This window comes from Weissella halotolerans DSM 20190, assembly GCF_000420365.1.
In the GTDB taxonomy this organism is placed as follows: domain Bacteria; phylum Bacillota; class Bacilli; order Lactobacillales; family Lactobacillaceae; genus Weissella; species Weissella halotolerans.
Genome location: NZ_ATUU01000001.1, coordinates 42,264 through 69,231, shown reverse-complemented (window position 1 = coordinate 69,231; position 26,968 = coordinate 42,264). Strand labels below are relative to the sequence as shown.

General features: G+C 43.9%; 24 protein-coding genes. 4 read left to right on the top strand and 20 right to left on the bottom strand.

Features of this window, described 5'->3' with window-relative positions; all coding sequences use genetic code 11:
* Positions 1-9: 9 nt before the first annotated feature.
* A complete protein-coding gene (locus G414_RS07445; protein WP_022790873.1) occupies positions 10-960 on the top strand; it encodes a type II toxin-antitoxin system PemK/MazF family toxin in 951 nt (316 codons plus the stop codon).
* 315 nt (positions 961-1,275) lie between these two features.
* Positions 1,276-1,410 (top strand): hypothetical protein, encoded by a 135-nt coding sequence (locus G414_RS07720; protein ID WP_022790872.1) that lies wholly within the window; start codon positions 1,276-1,278, stop codon positions 1,408-1,410.
* Positions 1,411-1,462: 52 nt separating this feature from the next.
* Here G414_RS07720 and msrA read toward each other — a convergent pair whose 3' ends face one another.
* The 3 genes from msrA to G414_RS0100330 form a co-directional block, all read right to left on the bottom strand.
* Complete coding sequence (gene msrA, locus G414_RS0100340; protein ID WP_022790871.1) at positions 1,463-1,990, bottom strand: peptide-methionine (S)-S-oxide reductase MsrA; 528 nt, start codon at positions 1,988-1,990, stop codon at positions 1,463-1,465.
* 205 nt (positions 1,991-2,195) lie between these two features.
* Positions 2,196-3,914 (bottom strand): ABC transporter permease/substrate binding protein, encoded by a 1,719-nt coding sequence (locus G414_RS0100335; RefSeq protein ID WP_022790870.1) that lies wholly within the window; start codon positions 3,912-3,914, stop codon positions 2,196-2,198.
* A 3-nt stretch (positions 3,915-3,917) separates the two neighbouring features.
* Positions 3,918-5,120: a quaternary amine ABC transporter ATP-binding protein gene (locus G414_RS0100330; protein ID WP_022790869.1), complete on the bottom strand. Its 1,203-nt coding sequence runs from the start codon at positions 5,118-5,120 to the stop codon at positions 3,918-3,920.
* A 206-nt stretch (positions 5,121-5,326) separates the two neighbouring features.
* Here G414_RS0100330 and G414_RS06965 point away from each other — a divergent pair, with 206 nt between their 5' ends.
* Positions 5,327-5,986, top strand: a complete 660-nt coding sequence (locus G414_RS06965) for a GntR family transcriptional regulator (protein ID WP_022790868.1) — start codon at positions 5,327-5,329, stop codon at positions 5,984-5,986.
* Positions 5,987-6,043: 57 nt separating this feature from the next.
* Here the strand turns inward: G414_RS06965 and G414_RS0100320 are convergent, their stop codons facing one another.
* From G414_RS0100320 to parE, 4 genes are all read right to left on the bottom strand, one after another.
* On the bottom strand, positions 6,044-6,970 hold the full coding sequence (locus tag G414_RS0100320) for a manganese-dependent inorganic pyrophosphatase (protein WP_022790867.1): 927 nt from the start codon (positions 6,968-6,970) through the stop codon (positions 6,044-6,046).
* 138 nt (positions 6,971-7,108) lie between these two features.
* Positions 7,109-8,008, bottom strand: a complete 900-nt coding sequence (locus G414_RS0100315) for an ROK family protein (RefSeq protein WP_022790866.1) — start codon at positions 8,006-8,008, stop codon at positions 7,109-7,111.
* A 141-nt stretch (positions 8,009-8,149) separates the two neighbouring features.
* Positions 8,150-10,621, bottom strand: coding sequence for a DNA topoisomerase IV subunit A (gene parC / locus G414_RS0100310; protein ID WP_027694451.1), 2,472 nt, complete (start codon positions 10,619-10,621; stop codon positions 8,150-8,152).
* Entirely contained in the window at positions 10,611-12,638 is a 2,028-nt protein-coding gene (parE, locus tag G414_RS0100305; RefSeq protein ID WP_022790864.1) for a DNA topoisomerase IV subunit B, read from the bottom strand. Before parE ends, parC begins: the two co-directional genes overlap by 11 nt.
* Before the next feature lie 215 nt (positions 12,639-12,853).
* Here parE and plsY point away from each other — a divergent pair, with 215 nt between their 5' ends.
* Entirely contained in the window at positions 12,854-13,483 is a 630-nt protein-coding gene (gene plsY, locus G414_RS0100300) for a glycerol-3-phosphate 1-O-acyltransferase PlsY (protein WP_022790863.1), read from the top strand.
* Between the two features lie 56 nt (positions 13,484-13,539).
* On the opposite strand, the gene G414_RS0100295 is transcribed toward plsY, so the two are convergent.
* The 13 genes from G414_RS0100295 to truB all read right to left on the bottom strand — a co-directional run bounded on the left by G414_RS0100295 (position 13,540) and on the right by truB (position 26,703).
* Complete coding sequence (locus tag G414_RS0100295) at positions 13,540-14,412, bottom strand: aldose 1-epimerase family protein (protein WP_022790862.1); 873 nt, start codon at positions 14,410-14,412, stop codon at positions 13,540-13,542.
* Positions 14,413-14,519: 107 nt separating this feature from the next.
* The gene (gene xerC, locus G414_RS0100290) at positions 14,520-15,440 is read right to left on the bottom strand and encodes a tyrosine recombinase XerC (protein WP_022790861.1); all 921 of its coding nucleotides are present in this window, start codon (positions 15,438-15,440) and stop codon (positions 14,520-14,522) included.
* A 48-nt stretch (positions 15,441-15,488) separates the two neighbouring features.
* Positions 15,489-17,573 carry a type I DNA topoisomerase gene (gene topA, locus G414_RS0100285; protein WP_022790860.1) on the bottom strand — a complete coding sequence of 695 codons (2,085 nt, stop codon included), beginning with the start codon at positions 17,571-17,573 and terminating at the stop codon, positions 15,489-15,491.
* 84 nt (positions 17,574-17,657) lie between these two features.
* Positions 17,658-18,536: a DNA-processing protein DprA gene (gene dprA, locus G414_RS0100280; protein WP_022790859.1), complete on the bottom strand. Its 879-nt coding sequence runs from the start codon at positions 18,534-18,536 to the stop codon at positions 17,658-17,660.
* A gap of 45 nt (positions 18,537-18,581) precedes the next feature.
* Entirely contained in the window at positions 18,582-19,340 is a 759-nt protein-coding gene (locus tag G414_RS0100275) for a ribonuclease HII (RefSeq protein WP_022790858.1), read from the bottom strand.
* Complete coding sequence (ylqF, locus tag G414_RS0100270) at positions 19,330-20,208, bottom strand: ribosome biogenesis GTPase YlqF (RefSeq protein ID WP_022790857.1); 879 nt, start codon at positions 20,206-20,208, stop codon at positions 19,330-19,332. Before ylqF ends, G414_RS0100275 begins: the two co-directional genes overlap by 11 nt.
* Positions 20,209-20,235: 27 nt before the next feature.
* Entirely contained in the window at positions 20,236-20,457 is a 222-nt protein-coding gene (locus G414_RS0100265) for a YozE family protein (RefSeq protein WP_022790856.1), read from the bottom strand.
* A 79-nt stretch (positions 20,458-20,536) separates the two neighbouring features.
* Positions 20,537-21,394, bottom strand: a complete 858-nt coding sequence (locus G414_RS0100260) for a DegV family protein (RefSeq protein WP_022790855.1) — start codon at positions 21,392-21,394, stop codon at positions 20,537-20,539.
* 118 nt (positions 21,395-21,512) lie between these two features.
* Entirely contained in the window at positions 21,513-22,379 is an 867-nt protein-coding gene (locus G414_RS0100255) for a DegV family protein (protein WP_022790854.1), read from the bottom strand.
* Positions 22,380-22,482: 103 nt separating this feature from the next.
* Positions 22,483-22,902, bottom strand: coding sequence for a MarR family winged helix-turn-helix transcriptional regulator (locus G414_RS0100250; protein WP_022790853.1), 420 nt, complete (start codon positions 22,900-22,902; stop codon positions 22,483-22,485).
* Positions 22,903-23,055: 153 nt separating this feature from the next.
* A complete protein-coding gene (locus tag G414_RS0100245; RefSeq protein WP_022790852.1) occupies positions 23,056-24,768 on the bottom strand; it encodes an NFACT family protein in 1,713 nt (570 codons plus the stop codon).
* Positions 24,768-25,727, bottom strand: a complete 960-nt coding sequence (gene ribF / locus G414_RS0100240) for a riboflavin biosynthesis protein RibF (RefSeq protein WP_022790851.1) — start codon at positions 25,725-25,727, stop codon at positions 24,768-24,770. The genes G414_RS0100245 and ribF overlap by 1 nt, the downstream gene beginning before the upstream one ends.
* Positions 25,728-25,791: 64 nt before the next feature.
* Positions 25,792-26,703: a tRNA pseudouridine(55) synthase TruB gene (truB, locus tag G414_RS0100235; RefSeq protein WP_022790850.1), complete on the bottom strand. Its 912-nt coding sequence runs from the start codon at positions 26,701-26,703 to the stop codon at positions 25,792-25,794.
* Positions 26,704-26,968: the final 265 nt, after the last annotated feature.

Genomic DNA, 26,968 nt, shown 5'->3' with positions numbered 1-26,968 from the left:
ATGCTAACTATGACGCATGATAATTCAAACTCAAAGCACACCAGTGCCGATCAGTTGTTTACAACTGCCTTTGAAAATTTTAAAACACTTTACAGTAAACACCTGCCTAAGTACCGTTACCTTCCCCAGTGGACCTATACCAAAAGTAAGCTATTGTTAGCCGAAGCAGATACGAAAGGGACCCCTAATCAAAAAGTATACCAACGGGCCTGCATCATTTATATTGACTTTGGCATTAATATTGGCAAGGAATTTAGTGGTCCACATTTTGCCGTGGTCCTTAATAAAGAAGACAACCCTAAAAACGAAAAACTGACCGTTGTGCCTCTCACCTCTAAACGCCATAAACACACTGTTCCACTTTCTGACACGATTTCAGAAAGCAGTTTAAACTTCCTAGGTGACTCCTTTGCTGAATTTTTAGAGTCCACTTACGCAGTCCGCTTTTTAAGTGCACTTGAGCAAGCTGAACCTAAACAAGGCCCAGGCGAAACGGATAAAGTCCTAATTGACCAGGTGAAACAAACCCTTCGGCCAACCTTTATTAAAAGTCTCCATACGGAATTTAAAGCAGCCGGACTACGTGATTTGTGCGACCAGGTCATTACGCATATGGAACATACCATTAAGCATAAGCGCGATGCCCAACGTTATTTGCGCGCCTATATTGCAAGGGCTGAGGGAATCAACGAGGATGATGTCTCAACGGACAAACTCAACTACTATATTCAAGGACGCGCTAGCAAGCAAATGAACGCTGACTTTGATAACTTTTTATACGTTGTTTCAAAGTATAATCGTTATAATCGGCAAACATATGCCCGCTTGGAAGATATAACCACCATTAGTAAACGACGGATTCGAAAGATTAATCGGCACGATCCAATCGGTAAAATTAAAGTCTCCTCTAAAACCTTGGACACCATTGATGAAGGCTTAGCCAAATTGTTCTTTAAATAATTGACAGTCAGTCTTTTTGACAGTATATTTGACTTATCGGGTGTTCCCACACACACCTGAATAATCAGCTTGCGGCCTTTGCGCCAACCAATTTGATCAGAAGATACCGCCTTTTTGTGCGGTATCTTTTTTTAGCGGATCTGCTTGGGTTATCCCATTCGCGACTGTCAGTGCCTATCCTTTACTGCTAGTAGTGCCTTCTACCCCTTAACACACTTAATTTTTTGCTCCCTGGCCACTAGTTTTTCCGTCCGTAAATCGCTATACTTAAGGAGTAGTAGTCCGTTCAGTTACTTAAGTCAGGAGATACGTAAAATGGCAAAAAAAGTTAAACAAACCAAAAATAATCAAGAGCGTCCCTTTTATTTGACCTTTGGTTTTTGGATGACGACTCTGCCCGTTATTTGGGATATTATCAAACGGGTTCGAACAGGAAATAAGCGGCATTAAACGATGCAAACAAAAGGCGCTCCCCAGCAAAACTGGGGAGCGCCTTTTTTGGTTACTTATTATCTTGCCAATGTGCTTGCAAAAAGGCCTTTCGTGGTGCTTCTTCAATTGCATCTCGTAATGGATTCTTTTTATAGAAATCCTGATGTTCCTCTTCTGCTTCCCAGAAAGGTCCGGCAGGCTCAATTTTTGTCACAATTGGTCGGTCCCCAAAACGTCCAGAGGCTTGTAAAGCGGCTTTAGAGGCTTCGGCCACCGCCCTTTGCTGGGCTGAATTCACAAAAATAACTGGCCGGTAAGAGTCGCCTCGATCCTGAAACTGACCCATGGCATCAGTCGGATCTGCCGTTTGCCAATAAAGCTCCACTAATTCCTGGTAGGAAATAAGAGTTGGATCAAAGGTAATTTTGACGGCTTCAGTATGTCCAGTCTGATGGCTAGCCACCTCTGCATAGGTTGGATGGTCCTTCCAGCCCCCTGTATAACCTGAACGCACCGCTTTTACCCCTGGTAATGTGTCAAAGGGCTTTACCATACACCAAAAACATCCGCCAGCAAAAATTGCTGTTTCCTCTGCCATATTTTTACTTCCTCTCTTTCTTATGATTAACTGACCTACCACTAAATCACTTTACCCACTCACCTTGGCCTTATTGTACCATGCTTCACCCTATTTGCTAACTTTTTGTAACTTTAATCCATGCACTTGATTACTCCTGCTTCCTTACCACTTTATTCAGACCACAAAAAAAGCCAAGGCCTCTGTGCCTCGACTTTTTTGTTTATCACTTCTCAAACCAAGCATTAACCTGCTTAGGATGGGCATCAACCCACTTTTGCGCTGCCTTTTCCGGTGACATACCATTTTGAATGTCTAACATAACACTCTCCATGTCACCCTTTTGCCAGTGGAAGTTATCCAAAGCACGATAAACTTCTGGCTTATCGGCCTTCAACCCCTTACGCGCCATTGTATTGATGGTTTCGGCCTGTCCCATAGTATTCTTTGGATCTGCTAAGTACTTTAACTGGTACTTCTTCCACATCCAATGAGGTGACCAACCAGTTACAACAATGTCGTCATGGCTTTTAATCGCCTTGTCTAGGGCGACCGCCATCGAACCAGTTGATGAACCTTGTAGCTTCCAATCACTAAGGTTTGGGTAAGCCTTAAGGGCCTTATCAGCTGCCGCCATCACTCCGGCACCAGGTTCAATCCCCGTGATTGTTTTATCAGCCTGACTTTGTAAGTCAGCAATACTGTCAACATTCATATAGTCCGGTACAACCAAGCCAACCTTAGCTCCACGCATATTAGCACCAAGCATATCTAAGTTCTTATGGTACTTCTTATATTGAGCTTGATGTGTATTTGGTAGCCAAGCCGATACAGACCCATCAGCCTGCCCATTAGCCACTGTCTGCCACATAACTGCATTATCTAAAGGCGTCATTTTAACTTGATAGCCTTTTTCTTTAAAGGCTTGTGCTAAGACATTCGTTGAGGCAATCTCTGAGTCCCATTGAACGTAAACCAAGCTAACAGACTTTTTAGCAGCGGCCTGTTGTGCAAACAGACCACCAACCATAGAACCAGCTAAGACCAACGCCGTTAGCCAGCCGACCCACTTACGCCACTTACTCTTTTGTTGTTGAGCTTCCACAGCATCGACGTTTAAGCGTTGTGTAAAGCGATCAATTGTAATGGCTAGAATTACCAAGGCGATTCCATTAACAAAACCTGCCCCAACTGCGGCGTGTTGAACGGCGGACAAAATACCTTGTCCAAGACCTGGCGCACCAACCATTGAAGCCAAGACCACCATTGATAAGGCCAACATGATGGTTTGGTTAACCCCGGCCATAATCGTTGATTTAGCCAATGGCAATTCAACTTTAAACAATTTTTGTTTTGGTGTCGATCCAAAGGAGTCAGCCGCTTCTTCCATTTCTACTGGCACCTGACGAATTCCTAGGTTTGTAAACCGAACCGTTGGTGGCAATGAAAAGATCAAAGAGGCAAAGACACCTGGGACTGCTCCAATTCCAAAGAAGGCCACAGCAGGAATCAAATAGACAAATCCAGGCATTGTTTGCATAAAGTCAAGCAGTGGTTGTAACACTTTAGCCACATTGTCGGACTTAGCCATCCAGATACCCAGTGGAATCCCAATCACAATGGCTAGCAAACTCGATAGAATAACCAAGGTTGTCGTTTGTACTAAGTCTGCCCATAGGCCTTGGTTCCATACCAAGAGCAAGCCCAAGAAGACAAAGAGGGGAAAGCCCCATTTTTTATGACTCACCAATACGGCAAAAATAGTCATAATCACAATCATCATTAATGGTGGCACAGCACCTAACATGGCATTAGCCAAGTCCATGGTCCCCTGTCCACCATGCTGGATGGCATCAAAGAAACCAGCCCAGTTGGCCGTCATCCAATCAACAATCTTCTCCGTCCAACTTGCAATAGGCATCTTCGCAACTAGTAAGTTCAGCATCGGTTACTTCACCTCCGTTTCCTGATTGTCTAGTTCTTTATCCGCCAAAGCCTCTAAGACACGACCACGAATCACAATTCCAACTAGGCGACCTTCATCGTTTACCACCCCTAATGGTGTATGTGCATCATAAATAATTGGCACAATATCTGACACTAACATATCTTTTTGAATGGTTGGCATGTCAACTAAGACATCCTTTAAGGCTAAGCCTTCCTTACGTGCCTTTAGGGCAGCTTCGCCACTCAAGAAGCCTTGCACCTCGCGACTACGGTTAACCGCTACTAGGCCACCGACTTCTTCTGTCACCATCTTCTTAAGGGCCACATTAGGACCATCCACATCAATATTTGCTGTAACTGGTTGCTCCATAATGCGCTCTGCCGTCAAAACCTTTGACCGATCAACATTTTCAGTAAAGGCCCGTACATAATCATTAGCTGGATTAGTCAAAATATCCTCACCTGTACCGATTTGGACAACTTCACCATCCTTCATGATGGCGATACGATCACCAATTCGTAAGGCTTCATTCAAATCATGCGAAATGAAAATAATCGTCTTTTTTTGTTTAGCTTGTAACTCAATTAATTCATCTTGCATTTCACGACGAATAAGCGGATCTAGGGCCGAAAAGGCTTCATCCATCAATAGAATTTCAGGATTATTCGCTAAGGCGCGGGCTAACCCGACTCGTTGTTGCATCCCACCAGACAATTGACTAGGGAATTGGTCCTTGAATGGTAAGAGATTAGCATTCTCTAAGGCTTGTTCTGCTAACTTCGTCCGCTCTTCCTTGGGCATACCTTGCACTTCCAACCCGTACTCAGTATTTTCTAAGACCGTGCGCTGTGGAAAGAGACCAAATCCTTGGAAGACCATGCTCATTTTCTTACGACGAACATCCAATAATTCTTCTTTATTCATTTTAGAAATATCGTCACCGTCAAGATAGATTGAACCTGACGTTGGTTCAATTAACCGGTTTAATAGTCGAATCAAGGTTGATTTCCCTGAACCAGAAAGGCCCATAATCACAAAGATTTCGCCTTCTTGGACTTCAAGGTTAGCATCATAGACACCAACTGTGGCGCCAGTTTGTTCTAAAATATCAGTTTTAGAAACATGCTTTTCAACCAAGTCTAAAGCTGGCTTGACACGCTTACCAAAGATTTTAGTAAGGTGCTCAATTTTCACTTTTGCCATACACTCCTCCTATACTCACTTCATTAACTGACAACCATAATTTAATCATAAAGTTGTCACGTTGTCAAATCTGTAATGCCTTTATGCCAGTGCTGGTAAACTTTTCATTAGGCCTTTGTTCATTAAAGTGCCAACTTAAACTATTGAATTTTTAAGCCAAGCCCACTATAATCAAGCTAGACTATAAGGGGGATAGAGATTACGTCATGAAAATCATTAAACAACCGCGTTATCGTCAAATTGCATTGAGTTTAGCGCAAAAGATTACCCATGGTCAATTAGCGGTCGGCGACAAATTACAGGCGCGGTCTACTGTGGCCAAGGAATATGATGTTTCATCAGAAACTGCTCGTCGAGCAATTCGAGTGCTCGTTGATATGGGCATTGCCCAATCCCACCATGGAAGTGGTGCTAAAATCATCTCTCAAAAAAAGGCTGAAGATTTTATCCATGCGGACCAAGAAACCGCAAATTTACGTTCCTTAAAAGGTGACTTAACGAAAGCCATTCAGGACCAACAAAAAAACTTTAATGACATTACGCATCTAATGCAGGCCTTTGTCGACCAATCGCAGTCTTATCAGCAGAACAATCCACTGATGCCCTTTGAACTGGTTTTAAATCAACCTTCAAATAAATATGGTAAAAATTTATCAGAATTGAATTTTTGGTATGCTACGGGTACCACCATGGTCGGCGTTTTACACGAGGGCGAACTAACGATTTCCCCAGGACCTTATACAATTATTAACCAGTATGACACCTTATACTTTGTTGGAGATGATATGGCGGTTGCTACCGTCCGTTCGTTCTTCTTTGACCAAGAATCGACGTCCCATCCCTATTCTGCTATTGCAGGTCACTAAATAAAAAAGGTTAGTTACCCATATCGTGGGTTAACTAACCTTTTTTTATTATTTAATTTAAGCTTCAAAGGCTGCTGTTAATGGAGGCACGACTTGCTTCTTTCGTGACACAACACCTGGCAACGAAGCCCTTCCTTCGGTTAATTCAACACCAAAGGCAGCCGCCACTTTGTCCTGATTATCACCTACCACTAGAAGATCAGAATCAGAATCTAAAATATTGGTAACAACCAAAATAAAGGTATCATAGCCATCGGCAGATAACTCAGTCTGCATGGCAGCCTCCAATTCGGCGCGCCGGGCAAAGACATCATCTACATCTACCGTGTTAACCTGACCAATCCGTACCTTTTGACCATTCAATTCAAAGGTTTTAGCATCACCGTCAATCAAATCTTGCGCGGTACGACTCGACAAGTCTGTTCCCGCCTTAAGCAGCTCCAAACCATATGCCTCGTAATCCTCAATTCCAGCTAACTTTGCCAAGGCCGCCAAAGCCGGCTGATCCATTGGCGTCGTGGTTGGACTCTTCAACAGTAAGGTATCTGAGATAATCGCTGAAGCTAGCATCCCAGCCAAGTTAGCTGGAATATCTAAACCAGCTTGTTGGAATTCACCGTACAAAATAGTCGCCACAGAGCCCAGTGGCTTGTTAATAAACCACAATGGCGCTGCTGATTGAAAATTAATTTTATGGTGGTCATAGACACCTGCAACCGTCACATCGGCAATATTATCTACTGATTGACTGGCTTCATTATGGTCGACCAAAAAGACTTCCGGTGTATCTGCCTTTTGAATCACCCGCGGTGCCGCTAAATCAAAATGCTTCAAAGCAAAGGCCGTTTCAGCATTAGGCTCCCCCAAGGCAACCGCCTCTGAATTTAGATTGTAAGCATTGTTCAATAAATATGCCGTTGCCATAGCTGAGGCAATGGTATCTGTATCTGGACTCTTATGCCCAAAAACAAGTAAATCAGCCATAAATGAATTATCTCCCCTTCTTAACTCTTTTCTCTAGTATACCCTAAGTCCCTTTAAAATTGTATAAAGCTGTTTATTTTTATAAGGCAAAAAACACGGGCTAAGTAGAACTGAACCCGCGTTTTTTGTCATATAGTGTTAATCAATTGCTTGAGCTTGGCTTTGATCAACTAAAGATTTAGCCAAGTAGAAGCAACCCAAGATTCCTGCATCATCCCCATTTTCCACATGGACAATATACTCATCCAAAGGGGGGACAGCTAAGTAGTCAGCCATCTGCTCGGCAAAAGACTTTCGAACAAGTGGCAATAGGTTCTCCCGATGAGGAACACCACCACCAAAGACAATCCGATCTGGACGAAGGATGGCGGTATAGGTCACAGCTGCCTGTGCTAAGTAATAAGCTTCAATCTCCCAAGCCAAATCGTCATCTGGTATTTCCTTAGCTGACCGACCCCAGCGTTCTTCGATAGCTGGGCCAGCTGCCAAACCTTCTAAACAACGATCCTCATGGAAGGGGCAATGTCCCTTATACGTGTCCTCTGGGTGCTTTTTCATCATAATGTGCCCAGCCTCTGGGTGCGAAATCCCCTGCAAAAGCTTACCATTTTGAATAATACCAGCACCAATTCCCGTTCCCACAGTCAAGTAAACCAAGTTATCATCATTCTTAGCTGCTCCTGAAACAAATTCGGCCCAACCAGCACCATTAACGTCGGTCGTCCAAAAATAAGGAATGTCACGCCAAGCTTTCATTGCGCCTAAGAAGTTATAACCAGACCAACCACGCTTTGGCGTATCCAATACATAGCCGTAGGTCTTGCTATCAGGTGCAACATCAATTGGACCAAAGGCAGCAATCCCAATTGCAGCAATATCATCATATTGATCAAAAAAGGCTTGAACTTTCTTGATTGTCTTTGGACCATCCTCTGTTGGAAAACTTTCCCGCTTGATGACCGTATCTGGGTCAGTCTCATCTGCGACTGCCACAACAAACTTTGTTCCACCAGCTTCAATTGCACCTAATAATGACATAATTCTTCCCCTTCTCTGTGTTCTTATCTCTTAACTATGTCTTTATTATATACGAAACCGGTTTCATTTGCAAACGCTTTCAGAACTATTTTAAAAAAAGACTTAGGGGCCGAATTCCCACTAAGTCTATGAAAAATATATTTAATTTAACAGGGGTACTTGAACCAATGGATACATGGCTACTGGTTCTCCAACATTTTCAGTATCTATCACAAAACTACCATTACTATAACGTTGGCTCAGTGGGTGGTCGGCTGGCAAAATATCAAATACACGGTCACCCAAGGTCAAAATGCGTAACGGCGTTGGTTGCTTTTGATTAACCAAGGCAGCCGCCATAATGCGATGGGGATCACGTTTCAACTCACGCATCACAGCCACTCCCTTCCTTGCCCGGCTTGTCACTGGCACCTCATCAACGGGCATCCACTTAAAGGCGCCACGATTAGAGATTAAAGCTAATGCCAAGGATTGTCGGTCATCTACCAAAGATAAACTGGTCAAGGAATCATCCTGCTCTGCCAGCGACATGGCTTTAACGCCGGTCGTTCTCAAACCGTGGGTTGGCACCTCATCTAAAGCATACCGTAACCCGTTAGCTTGGTAAGAAGTCAATAGGACCGTATAATGTCCTACATCCGAACTTGAGAAGGGTAGAACATTTACCACATAGGCATCATCTTGCTTTAGCTTCATGTATGGCGTTGATTTTTTACGATAATTACTCCGCGGCGTCAAATCGGCAAAGGCAAAGCGTTTTATATGCCCGTCTGAGGTTGCCGCAATCCATTCTCCATTAAGCGCTTGATAGTCTTTAACGACCTTCACGGCAATAATCTGCTCATCCGAAGTCAAACCGGTAATAGTTTGTGATAAATGCTCACCGGGCTCCTTCCAACGCGTTTCAGCCACTTCATGAACTGGACGATAAATCACTTGTCCATGATCGGTAAACATAAAGACATGCTCTAGCGTATTTACTTCATCCATGAAGACGACTTCATCATCCTCTCTTAGCCCATTGTCACTACCTGAAGCCCCGTAAGAACGTAAGGACGACCGCTTTACATAACCATTTTTAGAAACTAACAACATGACGTCTTCATCAACCACTGTCACCGTCTCATCAATTTTCAATTCTTGAATTTGGTCTTCAATCTGTGAACGACGAGGGGTTGCATAAGTCTTTTTAATGGCCTTTAACTCACCTCGGAGGACTTTTCTTAGTTCCTTTGGTTCGGCTAAAATCAACTCATACTCAGCTATTTTATCCTTCAACTCAGCTGATTCATTTTCTAGTTGCGTCACATCAGTATTCGTTAAGCGATAAAGTTGCATCGTCACAATGGCTTCTGCTTGTTCATTAGAAAAGTCATACTGTGCCACCAAATTCTGTTTGGCATCCTTCCGGTCCTTTGAGGCCCGAATGGTCGCAATAACTTGATCTAAAATAGACATCGCCTTGATTAGGCCAAGTACAATATGTTGACGACGCTTAGCTTTTTGTAAATCAAATTGTGTACGTTTTGTTAACACGTCCACTTGGTGCTCTAAAAAGGCTTCCAAAGCAACTTTCAAGCCAACTCGTTCTGGCCGTTGATTATGGATGGCAACCATATTATAGCTATAGGTTACCTGTAAGTCTGTCTTTTTAAAGAGATAATTTAAGATTCCCTGCGCATTGGCATCCTTGGCTAACTCAATGACAATGGATAAACCATCACGGTCAGATTCATCACGGACTTCGCTAATACCTGCAATGTCCTTGTTCAAATGCATTTCATCAATCTTTTTGACCAAAGCCGCCTTATTAACTTCATAGGGAATTTCGCTAATTTCAATCTTAGCCTTCCCTCCTTTTAAGGGACTAATCGCCGTTTTTGAGCGGACCACTACCCGACCATGCCCCGTTTTAAAGGCTGAACGAATCCCCTCAAGGCCTTGAACAATCCCACCGGTTGGGAAATCAGGGCCCTTCACAAAGGTCATTAGGTCATCCAGGCTGGCTTTAGGGTGGGCCAATAAGTAGACCAGGGCATCAATCACCTCACCCAGATTGTGCGGTGGAATATCCGTGGCGTAACCAGCTGAAATACCAGTCGCACCGTTAACAAGCAGGTTTGGAAAATGAGCTGGTAGCACAGTTGGCTCATACTCAGTATCATCAAAGTTTAAGACCATATCAACAGTGTCTTTATCCAAATCACGTAGTAATTCATCCGCTATCTTAGCTAAACGTGCTTCCGTATAACGCATAGCAGCCGGCGGATCATTGTCGATAGATCCATTGTTACCATGCATTTCAATCAAAGGAACTCGCAACTTCCAATCCTGTGACATACGAACTAACGCTTCATAGATTGATGAGTCCCCATGTGGATGTAGGTTACCCATTACATTTCCTACTGATTTGGCTGACTTACGAAATTGCTTATCTGACGTGTTACCGTCTTTAAACATGGCAAATAAGATTCGCCGTTGAACAGGCTTTAACCCATCTCGAATATCAGGTAAGGCCCGATCTTGGATAATGGATTTCGAATAGCGACCAAAACGGTCCCCCATCACCGTTTCAAGACTGAGCTCTTGGACATGTCCTGTATCAGTCATCATCTTCCTCCTTATCATGCTCACTAACCGGTGTTAAGTCATCCTCTAATATTGCCTGCTCATCCTTTGCCTCATCCAGCAAGGTCTCTGTTTCATCACCTAGCGTAAAGGCGACATTAGCTTCAATCCACTTTCTACGTGGCTCAACTTTATCACCCATTAAGGTAGTGACCCGTTTTTCTGCTACTAAGGCATCATCGATGGTGACGCGAATCAGCGTTCGGTTTTGAGGATCCATCGTGGTGGCCCAAAGCTGATCAGCATTCATTTCACCAAGCCCTTTAAACCGTTGCAAATTAAATGTAGCCTCAAATTTTTCTTCGACTGCTGCTAGTTCACTATCTGTCCAAGCATAGGCAATTTTAGGCCGCTTCGCCTTACCCTTTTGCCTTAACATGTACAAAGGAGGTAACGCTATGTAGACTCGCCCGTCTTCAATTAAAGGACGCATGTATTTATAAAAAAAGGTTAGTAATAGAATTTGAATGTGGGCCCCATCATCATCCGCATCTGTCATGATGATAATCTTGTCATAACTAGCATCTTTTAAATTAAAGTCGGCCCCTACACCGGCTCCAATCGTATAGATAATGGTAGCAATCTCTTCATTCTTCATAATATCAGGCAACTTAGCCTTTTCTGTATTTAAGACCTTTCCACGTAAGGGCAGAATAGCCTGGAATTTTCGGTCACGGCCCTGTTTAGCAGAACCACCGGCCGAATCACCCTCGACCAAAAACAATTCATTCTTAGACGCATCTTTTGACTGTGCCGGTGTTAATTTACCAGATAGGATTTGTTCTTGTTTACCCTTTTTACGACCACTTCGGGAAGCTTCACGGGCTTTGCGAGCAGCCATTCTGGCTTCGCGGGCCCGGATGGCCTTGCGGATTAAGCTCTGAGAGAATTCCCCATTCTCCATCAAGTAGTAACCTAATTGTTCAGTAATAATCGTATCGACGATTGACCGAGCCTCGGAAGTTCCCAATTTATCCTTGGTTTGTCCCTCAAACTGTAAGAGCTCTTCCGGCACGCGTAAGGCAATTACAACCGTTAAGCCCTCCCGAACATCTGATCCCTCAAGATTTTTATCCTTTTCTTTAAGTAAGCCCACCTTGCGCGCATACTCATTGAAGGCCTTCGTCCATGCAGCCCGTAATCCTGCTTCGTGGGTTCCCCCACCTGGAGTACGGACATTATTAACAAAGGACATCATCGTTTCAGAATAACCATCATTATATTGGGCAGCCACCTCTACCTCAACCCCATGCTCACTTCCATCAAAATACATGGTGTCGCCCAAGGTATCTTTATCTTCATTTAAGTAAGCTACGAAGGCTTTTAAACCATCTGGGTAGTGATAACTTTGCGTTTGTTCCTGACCAGGCCGTTCGTCAGTTAATGTAATTTTAACATCACTAAGTAAAAAAGCTGATTCACGCAGGCGTTCAGCAATGGTGTCAAAATTATATACCGTTGTAGAAAAAATGGCTGGATCAGGTTTGAAGGTAATGGTAGTTCCATTACCAGCTTTCGTTTTCCCTAAGGCAACTAAGGTGCCATCTGGCTTTCCACCATCGATGAAGTGTTCCTGGAACTTTTGACCATCCCGTACAATGGTGACCGTCAAGCTCTGCGAGAGCGCATTAACAACTGATGATCCCACTCCATGCAAGCCTCCAGATGTTTTATAACCTCCGGCCTGGCCAAATTTACCACCAGCGTGTAACACGGTGAGAATAACTTCTGGGGTTGGCTTACCTGAAGCATGCATACCTACTGGCATCCCTCGTCCATGATCTACTACGGTAATACTATTATCAGCATGAATCACTACGTCAATTTGATCACCAAAACCTGCTAATGCCTCATCAACGGCATTATCAAAAATCTCATAAACTAGGTGGTGTAAACCTTTCGTATCAGTCGACCCAATATACATCCCAGGGCGCTTACGAACTGCTTCCAACCCCTCTAAGACTGTAATTGAGTCATCTGAATAAGTGCTTTTCTTTGTCATGGATATGTCCTCTCCACTCTGTTTCAGTGCTGAAAAAGTTCAGCATACCATTCACCATCTTAGCCTACCTTAACAAGAACTGACAAGCGACCTTTAAATTTTTATAAAAAGTCTATAAAATGCCAGCCATTTGATAAGACATGCTAAAATGGAGAGTATGCCTTTCATTAGGCTTGCCCTTATTTTTTAGTTTTATTCATAAAAGGAGTGTTTTTATGAGTCTGTCTCATTATCTCATTAGTTTTCTTTTGGCCTATCTGGTCGGGTCCATTCCCTTTGGCTATGTGGTTGGCCGTTTGTTTTTCCACAAAAACCTCCTTATCTTAGGTTCTGGGAACATTGGTACCACCAACACTGCTCGGGTTTTGGGTTGGCGTATTGGTTTAGTCGTCATGTGTCTTGATATTTTAAAGGGGTCTTTAGGTGCTTTAATGGCCTGCTTATGGGGGCCCCTAACCGTTAGCCAACACTGGCTATACTTTGCCGTTGGCTTAGGTGCTATTTTAGGCCACACCTATTCTTTTTGGATTGGCTTTCGGGGGGGCAAGGCCGTCGCAACTTCTGTGGGCGTGCTCCTTATCTATAACCCGCTAATGTTCTGTTTAGCTTTCGCCATTTTTGGTAGTACACTCTTCATCACGAGTATGGTTTCTGTTGCCTCCATGGTCGGCTTCACCCTGATCACGCTTGCTTCAGCCCTTATTCAAGACTGGTTTTTAACTTTAATTGCTTTTAGCTTAACGCTCTTTGTTTTTTATCGTCACCGTGAAAATATTCATCGTCTTAAAACAGGACATGAACGTTTAATTCCCTTTGGTTTAAACTATTGGCGTCATCAATCCTAACAAAAAAGCTTAGCTGCTGACAGCTAAGCTTTTTTAATGCAACCTTTTTATTTCAGTTAGAAAAAGGTAATGGAATAAGAACCCGTAAAGGTCTGGGCCGGTGCTAACCGGTTAATTGCATACTTATGTTTGATATTTCCATCAGCATCAACGGTATCTGCAATTCCCCACCAAGGCTCAATACAAATGAACGGTGCGTCTTTTGCGTAAGGAGTCCAAAACCCAACGTAACGAGCATCCTGAATATGCACGGTTACCCCATGTGACTCATTACGTTGCGATAAGACTACCGTAGTTGGATTTCCATCAAGCCGTAAAATAATCGCATCATCTTTATAATCCTCTCGGCGTAGCCGGAGGGGAATATGGGCATCAAACTCACCCTCTAAATTATTATCCAAGTTTGGCCCTACCAACTGAGCGCGAGTATACTTTCTCCTTGGATCAATATTTAAATAGTAATCATTGAACTGGGACAACGGTACCTTAAAAGCTGGATGTCCACCAACTGAAAAGTAAATATCATGATTATCAACATTCGTGACAACATACAAAATACCCAATGTATCTTGGTTAGTTAACCTAAAGACGACGTCAAATTGAAAATGAAAGGGGTAAATCGCAAACGACTCTTCAGAATCCGTCAACCGAAAGCGGGCTGTATCTTTAGTTTTTTCAACCAAATCAAATTCACTGTCCCGGGCAAACCCATGCTGAGTCATAAAAAAAGTCTTATTCCTGAACTTATATCGGTCCCCCTTGAGGCGGCCTACAATTGGAAATAGATTAGGGGCATGACGGGCCCAAACCGCAGGGTCACCTTCCCACATATATTCCATTCCAGTTTGTTTATTACGGACACTAGTTAATTCAGCGCCATGTTCTGATATCTCAACTACAATACTCCCATTATCCAATTTCACTGCCATTTTGCTTGCCCCATTTATATGTGCTAACTATCACTAACTATGCCTTTATTCTACCAAGAATTTCACAATAAAACTAGACCATTATTAGACCAATTCGACAAGTGATATTAGCGTTCACTCGCCCGTGGAAAAAATTGACGGTAGCTTTGTTGCAACTTATCTGTTGTAACATGCGTATAAATTTGAGTCGTGCTCAAACTGCTATGTCCCAGCAATTGCTGAACGGTTCGCAAATCAGCCCCATTATTCAGCATGTCGCTGGCAAAAGTATGACGAAACATATGCGCTGATATATGCTGGGTGAGGCCAGCTTTCTCACCAAGCTTTTTCAATACATACTCAATACCACTTGCTGTCATCGCTTGGCCTCGTTGATTAAGTAGCAAGGTCAAGCCTGGTTGGGCTTGCTTTTTGGCTAACTGAGGACGACTTAGCTCTAAGTACTGTTGTAAGGCTGCAGCAGCAAACTGTCCAAAGGGCACAATACGTGTTTTATCCCCTTTTCCAGTAATATGTACAATTCGTGCCGCTTGATCGACTTCAGCTAAAATCAACTCGGCCATTTCTGACACCCGGGCCCCGGTACCATACAAAAATTCAAGTAATACCTGATTTCTTAGACCTAAAACTGACTGATCCTCATAGGCTGCCTTAAACAAGGCCTGCAACTCTTCATGATAAAAGAAACGAGGTAAGTGCCGACCGGCCTTTTTAAGATGAATCCCATTAAAAGGATTGTGGGTCACCAATTGATTTGCTTCCATAAACTGATAAAAGGAGCGTAACGCACTAACTTTGCGGGCAATCGTCTTTTGACTAATCCCCCGATCATAAAGTGCTGACAGGTAAACACGAACTGTCAAGTCATCAACACTGGTTAACTTAACTTGCTTAGCTTCATCAGTGCTAATCAAAAACGCCATAAAGTCTTTAATATCCGCCAAATAGGCCGTCTGCGTATCCTCTGCATACTGCCGTTCAACTCGTAAATAATCCATAAAGAGTTGTACTAACTGTTGGCTTGTCATTATGTTCCCCTGATCCTTCTTTCAATTACTATCTCTTGTAGTTACCCACTACTTTGTTGACTCGGTATCTGGCTTAGGGGTCGTCCCATCGGGCAAGGTCTGGGCAGTTGGCTTATCCCAAGCAACAAAATCACAGTCTGGATAGCGTGAGCAACCATAGAAGGTTCGTCCTCGCTTGGTTTTCCGTTCAACAACCTGCCCTTGATGACACTTAGGACAAGGCAAGCCTATCTCTTCAACAATCGTTTCAGTGTGTCGACAATCAGGGAAGCGAGCGCAAGCTTTAAACTTGCCGTAACGACCCAATTTAATCAACATGGGCGCACCACAAATTGAGCAATTCTCACCAGCTAATTCATCCTTGATGACGACCTTTTCCATCTCATCTTCTGCAGTCGCTAATTCCTTAGAGAAAGGCTGATAGAATTGGTCAACCACTTGCACCCATTCTTCCTTGGCTGCTTCGACCTCATCTAGTTCCTGCTCAATATCGGCTGTAAACTTAACGTCGGTAATTTCCGGGAAATAAAGGTCCATCGTATCTTGAACTAGCTCACCAATCTCAGTGGGTACAAATTTTTTAGCATCCATCCGAACATAAGCTCGCTTTTGGAGAGTATCAATCGTCGCCGCATAAGTAGAAGGTCGACCGACTCCGTTTTCTTCTAAGGCCTTAACCAGGGCTGCTTCTGTAAACCGTGCCGGTGGCTGCGTAAAATGCTGTGCTGGATCTAATTGGGCCAAAGTTAAATCATCCCCCACAGTAAGCGCTGGCAACTGATTATTCTTCTTTTTAGCAGCTGGATTCGCCTTAGTAAATCCGGCAAACTTCACCTTTGATCCTGTGGCTCTAAACAGCACGCCCCCTTGCTCAATGGTTACCGCCATTGTATCACTCACCTCAGCTGTCATTTGTGATGCCACAAAACGGGACCAAATTAACTGATAAAGACGGTACTGGTCACGGGTCAACTTATCCTTAATTGAAGCCGGCGTTCTAAAGACTGATGTAGGTCGAATCGCCTCGTGGGCATCTTGTGCGCCCTCTTGCAACTTACCTTGCACCGGTTTACTAGCTGCATAGTCTGCCCCATATTCTTCATGAATAAACTGGGCCGCCGCATTTTTAGCAGTAGTGGATAAACGTGTTGAATCGGTTCGCATATAAGTAATCAGTCCAACACTGCCTTCTTTACCACCAAGGTTAATCCCCTCGTAGAGCTGTTGGGCCGTCATCATGGTCTTACGCGTCTTGAAATTAAGTTGAGTATTGGCGGTTTGCTGAAGCGTCGAGGTAGTAAAGGCTGGTTGTGGATTACGCTTACGTTCCTTACTCTCCACCTTAGTTACCTTGAAACCAGCTTTTTGATCAAGCTGTTGCAAAACGCTTTGCATACTGGCTTGATCAGGTAACGCTTTCTTTTTACCATCAACACCCCAAAAGGCAGCAGCAAAAGTCGTTCGTCCTTTTTTAAACTGAGCATCCATCGTCCAGTACTCTTCAGGCTGAAACGCCTGAATTTCACGTTCACGGTCAATTACCAGTCCTAAGGCCACCGTTTGAACCCGGCCGGCAGAAAGACCCTTTTTCACTTTCTTCCATAAAATAGGAGAAATGGAATAGCCTACCAAACGATCCAACACCCGCCGTGCCTGCTGGGCATCAACTAAATTCATATCAATTTTTCGTGGGTGTTTAAAAGCATCCTTAACTGTATCTTTGGTGATTTCATTAAATACCACCCGATTATCACTAGCCCCCTGGTCAAGCCCCAAAACATGAGACAGGTGCCAGGCGATGGCCTCACCCTCTCGATCCGGGTCAGAGGCGAGATAGACATGTTTAGCGGACTTGGCATCTTGTTTTAGGCTTTTAATAATTGGCCCTTTACCACGAATATTAATGTATTCTGGCTGATAGTCATCCTCTATGTCAACACCCATTCGCGACTTAGGTAAATCACGTATGTGACCAATACTGGCCACAACCTTATACGTACTTCCTAAGTACTTTTCAATGGTTTTTGCTTTTGATGGTGATTCAACAATCACTAAGTTCTTTTTAGCTTTGGTTTTTTTCTTTTTTGCTACACGCTTTTTCTTTGTTGTTGCTTTTGTGGCTACATCTGCCATCGGCGTGCACCTCTTTTCACTTTAAATTTCCCTGGCAGTGTAGACTATACACTATTTACTAATGAATTGCCAAATCTTAAGCCGTTAAAGGCTATCCCATGCTAACGGTCGATTCGCAATCACGTCATTGGCACATAAAGCAATACCAGCTCCTTGCGCCAAGAGTTGATTACTTCCTTGATAATATACCTGGTTAATTGGTCCTGGGATCGACCACAGGTCACGATTCTCATCTAGCGCTATTGCTGCAGACACCAGCGAACCAGATTTTAAGCTGGCTTGCACAATTAATACTTGCAGGGTTAACCCAACGATAATGCGATTACGCAGTGGAAAATGCCAGGCTTTGGGTCCTACCCATGGTAAGAACTCTGATAATACCAGTCCTTGCTGACTAATTTGTGCTTGCAAGCGGGTGTGGATTTTAGGGTATACTTGATCTACCCCCGTTCCTAAAACTGCAATTGTCTTCCCACCCTGCGCTAGCGTCACCTGATGAGCGCAGGCATCAGCACCACGTGCATTACCTGATACGATTGTCAAACCTGCCTGTACAAATTCTGGCACCCATGTTTTGAGGATGACTTCACTTGTCCTTGTTAACTGCCGACTACCAACAATCGCCAGTGTTGGCTCCCGTATTAGCGTTAAGTCACCTTGATAAAATAAAACCAAGGGAGGTTGACTAATCTCCTTTAGTAACTTGGGATAACCGGCATCTAGGATCGTAACACAAGGATAGGACTTGAGTTTGCGCCAACTTGGCAGCCATTCCTGCCGGTAATACCACTTTTTAAAGGCCTGGGCGTCAGCCGGCCTAGTCAGCATGCTCAAGACGGTTTTATCTGGCACTAGTTCTTCACCTTGATGATGAGCCAGTACAAAACTAACTAACTGCCAGCGACCTTTTAAACCTAACTGAGGGACTAATAATAACCAAATTAAAAAATCACGTGTTGTCATTTCACTTACCTCTGTAAGAAAAACGCCGGTCACGTGATTTTTTGTTTAGCGATATTTTTTTACGGGGGCAAACGTCAACCGATGAATGGGACTAGGACCAAGTTTAGCCAAGGCAGCTAAATGTTCTTCCGTACCATAGCCTGCATGATACGCAAAGCCGTAACCTGGATAGACCTGATCATAGTCTGCCATCAGCGCATCCCGATAATTTTTAGCTAAAATTGAGGCCGCCCCAATACTAATACTACGATCGTCACCTTTAATTAACCGTTGTTGGGGAATTGGTAGGTCGACTGACATTGCATCAATTAAAAGCATAGTTGGAACCAGTGGCAGCTGTTCAATGGCCAGCTTCATTGCTTGACGGCTAGCCTCGTATATATTGATTTGATCAATTAGTTGGGCTGATACCTGACCAAAAGCATAGGCCACGGCCTCCTGCTTAATCGCCGCATCCAATGCCAAACGTCGCTTAGCTGACAACTGTTTAGAATCGTGGACCGCCACTAAATCAAAGTGTTCATCAATAACGACCGCACAAGCGACTACCGGTCCAGCCAAGGGTCCTCGACCAACTTCATCCACTCCAGCTGCCTGACCACCGGCTTGCCAAACCGGACGTTCTAGGCTTAATCGCTGTTCAAATTGCATTCGCGCTTGCTTTAATTTAGTTTGCTTTCGATCATAGGCACGCAAGGCCAGCTGAACCCCTTTACGTGAATCCTGTCGCCACTGGGTTAACTGTGCTGAACTAGGACGTCCCTTCAGTGCTTCCTTAATGGTCTTTACAGTATCAATCTGCATCCACCACTACCTCACCAATATGATCCGTCGGTAGCTCCAACGTATAGCGCCCTAGCTTACCATGTCGTAAATCAACTAAGATTCGCTCGGCTGCCCGATCATAGTCATCTTTAAAGCCTAACTTTTGTGTAATTAAAAGTAAAAGATCCACATTATTTAGGCGTTCAAAGACGTCGCTTGGTAAATGGTAACGCTCAATGATAGCTGCTGGATGATAGTTACGCATAAAACCAAGTAAGGCCAGGACAATATCATCACGTTGGATTAAGGTTTCCTTGATTGCTCCTGTCATAGCTAAATGTTGGCCAACCCGTTGATCTTCAAACTTAGGCCAAAGAACACCAGGCGTATCCAACAACTCTAAATTAGTCGGTGTCTTTAACCACTGCAACTTTTTGGTTACGCCTGGTCGGTCACCCGTAATGGCCACGTTTTTTTGCACTAAGTGATTTAACAACGTCGATTTTCCAACATTTGGAATCCCCGCCACTAAGGCACGAATGGGCTTTTCTTTAACCCCTTTTTCAGCCAGGGTAGTCAGCCGTTCTGACAACACTTCCTTGGCTGCCTTAGTGACTATTTTTGTTGCCTGGTGTCCTCGCGTATCTAAGGCAATGACGGGTAATTGCGCTTTTTGATAATACTCTAACCAGGCTGCCGTTCGTTTTGGATCCGCCAAGTCACTTTTCGTCATAATTAATAACCGTGGCTTATCAGCTACCAGGTCATCTAAAGCTGGATTACGTGATGAAATAGGAATTCTTGCATCCACTAGTTCAAACACAATATCCACATGCTTTAAGTTTTCCCGCATCAAGCGCAATGCTTTAGCCATATGACCGGGGTACCATTGAATAATTTGGGCCATTATCATCCTTCCTTTCTAAAAGGTAGCTTAACGATTACTACTTAGGTAGTCTTGCCATGCCTCATCAAAAATAGTGAGACTATGCAGATAAGGCGCATTTTCCTCTAAATAGCGCGAAATAGCATCAAAATCATCACTTTGTTTTGGAAAGGACTGATCATAAAAGGCAGCATTCGCGAAATTTTGAATGTCCGTCATAGCTACCGGATTTCGCTGGGTCATCAACCAAGTAAAAAAAGGTTGTCGCATTTAGGCTCTCCCTTCCATCTGCTTTTAGCAATTAGGAACTTATAAAAAAGTAACCCACCCCTGGTGAGTTACAACCGAGTTATTCAGCATTAAATTCAAAGCTAACACCAAAGGCTCCTGGGCCAGTATGCGTGGTCACGGTTGGGGAGGTCTGTAAGACCCGTACTGCTACCCCTGGGAAACGTTCCTTTAAGACAGCCGCCAGTTGGTGCGCTTTTTTAGGAATGGACGTATGGGCAATGTCTACTCGTTTAACGCCAGCTGGATTTTCAGCAATTTTATCAATCGCCTGTGCCAAATACCGCTTAGTGGCCTTAGGTCCACGTCCCTTAGCCTCAACATTAATGCTACCTGACTGGACATGCGCCCCGACATGGATATTCATCAAGCCAGCTACGAAACCAGCTGTCTTGGACAAGCGACCGCCCGCAACTAGATTGTCTAATTCTGAGACCGTTAAATACAATTCTGTCCGCTCACGGACCCCATCAATCGCCTTTAAAATTGCTTCTTTACTGGCACCATCTTGAGCTAACTTAGCTGCAGTCAACACTTGAAAGGCTTCTGCGCGGTCAATAAAATCCGAATCAATAACCGTCACATCCGCATTCACCATTCGGGCAGCCTGTTGTGCTGCATTATAGGTACCAGAGAGTGCCTTGGTCAAGTGAATAGAAATAATCATAACATCATCATCAGCTTGGGTTAGGCGCTCATAAACTTCAGTGAAGGCCCCCAAAGGTGGTTGCGACGTAGTTGGTAAGCCCTTGGCCTCTTGTGCCCGTAAAGCAAATTCTTCCCGTGTAATCGTTACCCCGTCCTGATACATGGTACCATCAATCATTACTGTTAAAGGAACCACTGTAATATCATACTTGGCCGCCTCTTCGGGCTGAATCAAGGCTGCTGAATCTGTGACAATTTTAATTTTAGTCATACCTTATTCTCCTCACTAACCCCAACATGTGTGCTGAACTTACTATGTAAATAAGCTTCACTTGGTTGGCATTCACATTTATCCGGGTAACATCATTATAAACTATCTGCGCTCCATTTTATAGCGTGTCCGGCTCACGCATCCAGGCCAAACCAATCGCCCCAGCGCCTAAATGCGTCCCAATCACCGGACCAAAATAAGACAGGTCAAAGGGCACATCTGGATATTGCTTTTGTAAATTGGCTCGCCATTCAACCGCTAATTCTTGGTTAGTTGAATAGACAACTACCGCATGTAAAGGATACGTTTGGGCAGCCTTGTCATTGGCAAACAGTTTTTCTACACGGGCTAAGGCCTTTTTCATTGAACGTACCTTTTCAAAGGGCACAATGTAGTTGGTCTTATCATCGAAGGTAAGAATAGGCTTAACCTTTAGCATCGATCCTAATAAGGCAGATGCGTTCGACAGCCGACCACCACGCGCTAGATTTTGCAAATCATCAACCACAAAGTAAACGCCGATGGTTGCGGTTAATTGATCCAAAACAGAGATGATTTGATCCACCGTCTTACCCTCAGCTGCCATTTTAGCCGCCTTAATCACCAATAGGCCCATTATATAGACCGTCAGCTTAGAGTCATAACTATAGACCTTAAAATCATCAACCACATCACTGAGCCCCGCCACGGTCTCAACAGCCCCAGAGATAGTGGATGATAAATTAATAACCAGGGCCTCATCATAACCGGCCGCTTTAAGCTCTTCAAATTTACGGACCCACTCCCCAACTGCTGGTTGTGAAGTCGTAGGAAACCCATCGGCTTGGGCTAGACGCTCGTAAAACTCATCTTTTGTTAAGTCAATGCCTTCACGAAAGGTTTGACCATCAATAATCACGGGCAGTGATACCACATGGATATTATATTTTTCTATTTCTTCTGGGCTTAAATAAGCCGTGGAATCCGTCACAATCGCTAAGGCCATAGTGCCCTCCTTTGCTCTACCTTTGTTTTATTATGCTAACCGGTTAGGTTACATGAAAGTTAGTAAAACGCTCTTACTATCATACCATAAGTCATCCTGGTTGCTAGTCCAAAGACCGTCGCAGTGATTTATCTAAACGGTTCAATAAAATCTGCATCATACTTTTTTCTTCTGGTGACCAGACCTGAAAAGCTAATTCACTAAACTCCTGATGGGCTTGGTCCACTTTTTGTAAGGCTGCTTGACCAGCTGGCGTTAATTCATAAATCAGTTGCCGACGATCATAACCTACCGCAACCATCGATACTAATTCTTTCTTAGTTAATGCCTTTAGCTGCCTAGATAATGTCGAGTTATCTAACCCCATCTCACTGGCTAACTTATCTTGGGTATCAAATCCAGCGACTAAATGCTGTAGTAAGTGCCATTCGGCAATTGTGATCCCGGCTGCCTTAGTCAATTTTATCATTTGGTGCTTGTATGTTTTTTCAGTATCCCATAAGGCTTCTAAAATTGATTTCATTTAGCTAACTCCCCTTTGGCAAAATAGGCCCTATCTAAAGTAAGGTTAGCACGTTGCCTATCCTATGGCGAGTCTTGGCTAGTGACCCTTACAAAATATTAAACACCCCCAGCTAGTGCCGAGGGTGTTTTACTAATGATCGCAAGCTATCCGTTACTTGCCCTTTACCTTTTTACTTTGGGCTCTTAACCGCGCTACTTCTGCAGCATCAGGAGTTACTGAAACCGTCGTTTGACCAGTAAAAATCACAAAACCAGGTTTGGCTCCATTTGGTTTACGTAAACGACCAACCGGTAAATAATCTACTGGAACATTAGCAGAATCACGGGCCTTAGAAAAATAGGCTGCTAGGCGGGCTGCTATTAGTAGCGTTTCCTCACTAGGTTCTGCTGAATGAATCACTACATGGGAACCAGGAATATCCTTAGTGTGTAACCACATCCAATCACGCCTGGCTGATTTCATTGACAATCGTTCATTTTGTAAGTTGTTTTTCCCAACTTCAATTTTAGTTCCATCATCGAGCAAAAAAGTTTCCGGCTGACTTATCCGCACCTTTTGCTTTTTGTGTTGCTGTGGCCGTATATACCCTTCATTAATTAATTCTTGCTGAATTTCATCAATATCACTTGGGCTAGCTAATTCAATTTGTGACTGTAGCCCCTCAAAATAAGCTAATTCTGCCTGGGCCAAGGCAATTTGTTCCTTAAGGTATTTAACTGAAGCTTTTAGCTTGTTATAACGGGTAAAGTAGCGTTGCGCATTTTGTGAGGGACCTAATTTATTTGACAAGGGAATGTCAAGCGGCCGATTATTATCATAATAATTAGGAAGGGTAATCTTATCACTCCCCCGCTTAATTTGTTGCATGTAAGTCGTCAGTAACTCACCCTTGATTTTAAATTCATCCGCCTGATCAGCAGCAGCCAACTCAGCTTGTTGCTTTTTAATTTTAGTCCGATTCTTTTTCAACTCATTACGGACCACTCGTAATACATGCGCCGCCTGTTGTTGAACCCGATCACGTTCGGATTTACCTGCATAATAGGCATCTAACAATTCACTTAACGTATCATAGGCAATTGCTTGTCCCTCAATGGTTAACCAAGGGAACGGTAGGGCAGCTAACCCTTTACTGGTCGATACTAAACTGGGCTGAGGACGGTCAAAATGGCTCAACCAAGCCTCGGCTAAAGCCAAGGCATCCCCTGGTTGATGAACAACCGCTGCTAATTCACGGGCTGAATCACGGGCGAACCCCTGAAAGCGTCCTTGAATTTCATGCGCTAAGGTTACCTGGTCAGGATAGTCCAAAATTAAATTAGCCAGTCCCTGCAAGGACTGATATGGATTTGTGACGTTTTGCTTTGGTGGCAAGATATAGCGACCACCAGGCATTAATGTCCGAACCCGATTTTGATCAGCTGGTACATGCTTGATCAAGTCAAGAATTTTGCCTGTTTGTTCATCAACCAAAAAAAGATTTGAATGGCGGCCCATCATTTCTAAAATCAAGGCAACCTTTTCCGTATCCCCTAATTCATTACGGGCAGCCACAACAAACCGTAAAATACGGTCGTTTTCAACTTGTTCGACGCGTAATAATTTAGCTCCTTCTAAATGCTTACGCAACATCATGACAAAATTAGGTGCCGTTTGCGGATTCTTATACTTCACCCTTGAGATTTGGGCCCTGGCCATCGCTGGGTGAGCACTCAAAAGAAGTGGGTAATTTGTTCGTTCATGACGAATAACTAAAAAGACTTCATTAGCATAGGGCTGGTGAATCTTCATAATCCGCCCACCAGCTAAGGTCTGATCCAATTCATGCGCCATTGCATGGGTAAATAAACCATCAAATGACATTAATGTACCTCCTGGTTTTCTATCTGCGCTAGATAAGTGCGACTGACCTCCTCATCAATGGCTAGCTTAGCCTTTAACTCAGCCATGCCAGCAAACTTTTCTTCACCCCGTAGGTAATGCAACCACTTAACCGTAACAGTCTCACCATATAGGTTCCCGGAAAAATCAAATAAATGGATTTCAACCGTCTTAGGACGACCTTCACCAAAGGTGATATTGTACCCGATTGAGGCCATTCCATAATACCAGCGCTTGGCCACCTGCATAGCAACCACATAAACACCGATTCCTGGCAATCGTTCATCTAATGGCGTTTCAATATTAGCCGTCGGATAACCCATTTGTCGGCCGCGGGCTTGCCCGTGCACAATGACGCCCGTTGTCTGATAAGGCATGGTTAAAAAGGAGGTCGCTTCATCCATCCGTCCCTGGTCAACCAATTGCCTTGCATAACGCGAGGCCGACTCAACACCATTAACTGTTACCTTAGGTACTTCAATCACCGTAAACTGGCCCCGCGCATACTGGGCTAAATGCTTCATGTCAGCTTGACCATCATGTTTGCCATAGGTATGATCAAAGCCTGCCACCGCAGCCTGCGCATGTAAGCCAATAATATAGTTATCCACGAAAGTTTGTGGGTCCTGCTGCGCATAGGCGGCAGTAAAGTCGACCACGTACGTCCTTTCAACACCCAATTCAGCTAGCAAAGCTAATTTACGGGGCAGCGGGGTTAAATACTGTAAAGGGGCTGCATGTGCTTCAAAGACGATTGATGGATGATGATTATACGTTAGGACTGCTAAAGGAAGCTGACGACGTTCTGCCTCTATTTTAGCCGCCTTAATAACTGCACGATGTCCGCGGTGCAGACCATCAAAAAAGCCCATGGCTAACACAACCGCTTGCCCGTCCAAAATCGACTGATCGTATGGATGGTGTAATCTAATCACTTCCATAAGTCCTCACTACCTCTCTTCTCAATGCCTTTTATCACTCAAAAAACCGCTTCGCTTTGTTTCATTACTCAATTGAAAACGTCCGATAAGGCCGATAACGTTGTTTTTCATCAGACCAGGTGTGAATCGATTTCAACTGTCCCTGATGATAAACTCGTAAGCGCGCCACGTGTGCTGGATATAGTGTTTCACTGAAGCCCACGCCATCTTTCACAGTTGCCCATTGTGCATCTGACAAAGAAATGGCAGGATAGTTCTGCAGGGCTGAATCAATTGGCAATAACCATTCACCTAATGTACCTTGCCTGTCAAACCGCTGCTTAATATCCGCAATCGTATGCGTTTCTTGCAATGAATAGCCCCCCGCTGTCTGCCGGGTCAAGCGACTCATTACCGCCGGATAGCCAAGCCGTTTCCCCACGTCGACCGCTAAAGTTCGAATATAGGTTCCCTTAGATACCTTAGCACGAAAGGTAAAGGTCATCAGGCCAAACTGCCGATCATAGGTCAAAGGACTAGTGCGCTTAAACTCATAAATGGTTGCTTGACGTTTAGGTCGTTCTACATACTCACCTGCCCGGGCATAGTCATACAAGCGACGTCCATTAACTTTAACTGCTGAATACATGGGCGGAATTTGAATAATTTCACCTTCTAAGGTCTTCATCGCCGCCTCTACTTTCCCTAATTTCAAAGGGGCGGTCATCGGCTGATAGGCCACAACATCACCATCTAAATCTTCTGTTGTTGTCGAAAAGCCCATTGTTACCGCACCAACATAGGTTTTACCTGCTGCATGCAAGAATTCAATAACCTTTGTCCCCTTGCCAATGGCGAGGGGCAAGACCCCATCAACATTTGGATCTAGGGTACCTGCATGCCCAATCTTTTTTGTATGCAATATTTTTCTCAGCTGATTAACCACGTCATGTGAGGTCATCCCCTGCGGTTTATATACTGGCAAAATACCATCCATTTGTTCAGCTCCTTCAATCTTAATCCTATCAATCAGGCTATTTTTATTTTTCAGTTTAGTATTTTCTAAATAAGGTTAGCCCAATCAAGGCCTACTCTAGACAAAATACAACTAAAGTTAACATTCATTTCATTATAGGTGGAAGCTTGCCCATTGGCAATTGATGATTTTACTAATGCCTCCCTTTTCTGGCTGCAAACTGCGCTTTTTCGGATTGATGTTAGCAGCTCGGTTAGGTCCTAATATCAGTCCGATAAAGAAAAAG